Raw genomic sequence first — 1,503 nt, 5'->3', positions numbered from 1 at the left:
CAACGTGACGTCAAGCATCACGACGCTCCATTGCAGGGCAAGATCGTCGAGATTCGTCATGATCAGGGCTATGGCCAGATCATCGCGACCGACAACCGGTTGATCTATTTCCACGAAAACAGTGTCGTGGATGGGAAGTTTGCCGATCTCGCACAGGGCGACCCGGTTGAAATGGTCGTGCAGAGCAAGGAAAGTGCGATCGGGCCGCAGGCAAGCACCGTGCGCCCGATCAGCGGCTTGGAATACGACCCCGGACAGTGACGGCCCCGCGTGCCAGGGTGGGGCCGTCATCTCGCTTTGGCGGCATGGGCCACTTGATGCGGAAGGGATGGGAGTATGGTGAAACACCAGCATGATCGCGACAGGCTGGACCGGTACCGCGAAAGGCTTGACTTTTCGCGCAGCACCGAACTCAGAGGCGATGTCGGCAGCACGTCGGGAAACCCCGTTTTCGTGATCCAGAAGCACGACGCCAACAACCTGCATTACGATTTCCGGCTGGCGGTGGGTGGCGTTCTGAAAAGCTGGGCGGTGCCGAAGGGGCCATCCACCGATCCGCGCGAGAAACGGCTTGCCATCGCAACAGAGGACCATCCGCTCGACTATGCCGATTTCGAGGGGGTCATTACCTGCCGGCGAATATGGCGCGGGGACCGTGCTGATCTGGGATCGTGGGACCTACGAGAACATCACCGAGACGGAGAATGGCCCACCGTCGATGTCGGAGGCGCTGGCAAAGGGGCACGCTCTGGTCTGGCTTTCCGGTGAGAAGATCCATGGCGGTTACGCCTTGCAGCGGATTGATGATGACGCGGATCATTGGCTGCTGATCAAGATGGATGACGCGGCGGCGGACGCACGGCGAAACCCCGTTTCTACCGAACCGAGGTCGGTGATGTCAGGCTGCGCTTTAGACGAGATCGCGGCGAGCGAGGGGGAATGAGCGGCAGCGGTGATAGTGCGTTGCCGGTGGCAGGATTGGCCGAAACCTTTTGAACGGGGTATCGACGTGAAGTCGGCAACCACTATCACAAATACCCCGTGGAGCGGTATCCTTCATCCGGACAAACGCCGAATTCTGGCCGTTGCTCATCGTGGCTCGAATTTCCTGAGCGGGAATTTCAGGTAGCTGTGCCCGTCTGCCTCAGCCTCGGGCAGGCACCCGCCGCGGATATTGACCTGAAGCGCCGCGAGCATGCGCGCGGGCAACGGCAGTGTTGCATCGCGGGCGCGGCGCGTGGCGATGAACTCGGCCTTGCCGATCCCGTCCTTGACATGGCGGTTGCGCAGGCGGTGTTCGGCCACGGTCGCCATGTATTCAGGAGCAGCACCGTCGCCAGGGTAGTCATGCCCAACATAGAGCCGTGTGTCGCGCCGCAGGTCGAGGATCGCGCGAAGGGAATTCCAGAGATCCTCGGTGCTGCCGCCGGGGAAGTCCGCCCGACTGGTGCCGCTTTCGGGCATCATCAGCGTGTCATGCACGAAGGCCGCATCGCCCGCGAC

The 1,503-nt window shown here is 61.7% G+C and carries 3 protein-coding genes and 1 pseudogene; 3 read left to right on the top strand and 1 reads right to left on the bottom strand.

The features are described 5' to 3' along the window. The 3 genes from BMW66_RS19805 to BMW66_RS20825 form a co-directional block, all read left to right on the top strand. The coding region (locus tag BMW66_RS19805) for a cold shock domain-containing protein (protein WP_175483344.1) at window positions 1-261 on the top strand (261 nt) is incomplete at its 5' end. 75 nt (window positions 262-336) lie between these two features. Next, complete coding sequence (locus tag BMW66_RS19800; protein ID WP_245729577.1) at window positions 337-768, top strand: DNA polymerase ligase N-terminal domain-containing protein; 432 nt, start codon at window positions 337-339, stop codon at window positions 766-768. After that, a complete protein-coding gene (locus BMW66_RS20825) occupies window positions 719-943 on the top strand; it encodes a hypothetical protein (protein ID WP_425441347.1) in 225 nt (74 codons plus the stop codon). The genes BMW66_RS19800 and BMW66_RS20825 overlap by 50 nt, the downstream gene beginning before the upstream one ends. A gap of 146 nt (window positions 944-1,089) precedes the next feature. Here BMW66_RS20825 and BMW66_RS20455 read toward each other — a convergent pair. Next, a pseudogene (locus BMW66_RS20455) lies at window positions 1,090-1,503 on the bottom strand (MBL fold metallo-hydrolase); the annotation flags it as partial.

The sequence above is a fragment of the Salinihabitans flavidus genome (assembly GCF_900110425.1).
Lineage (GTDB): Bacteria > Pseudomonadota > Alphaproteobacteria > Rhodobacterales > Rhodobacteraceae > Salinihabitans > Salinihabitans flavidus.
This window is presented reverse-complemented; position numbering and strand designations above follow the sequence as displayed.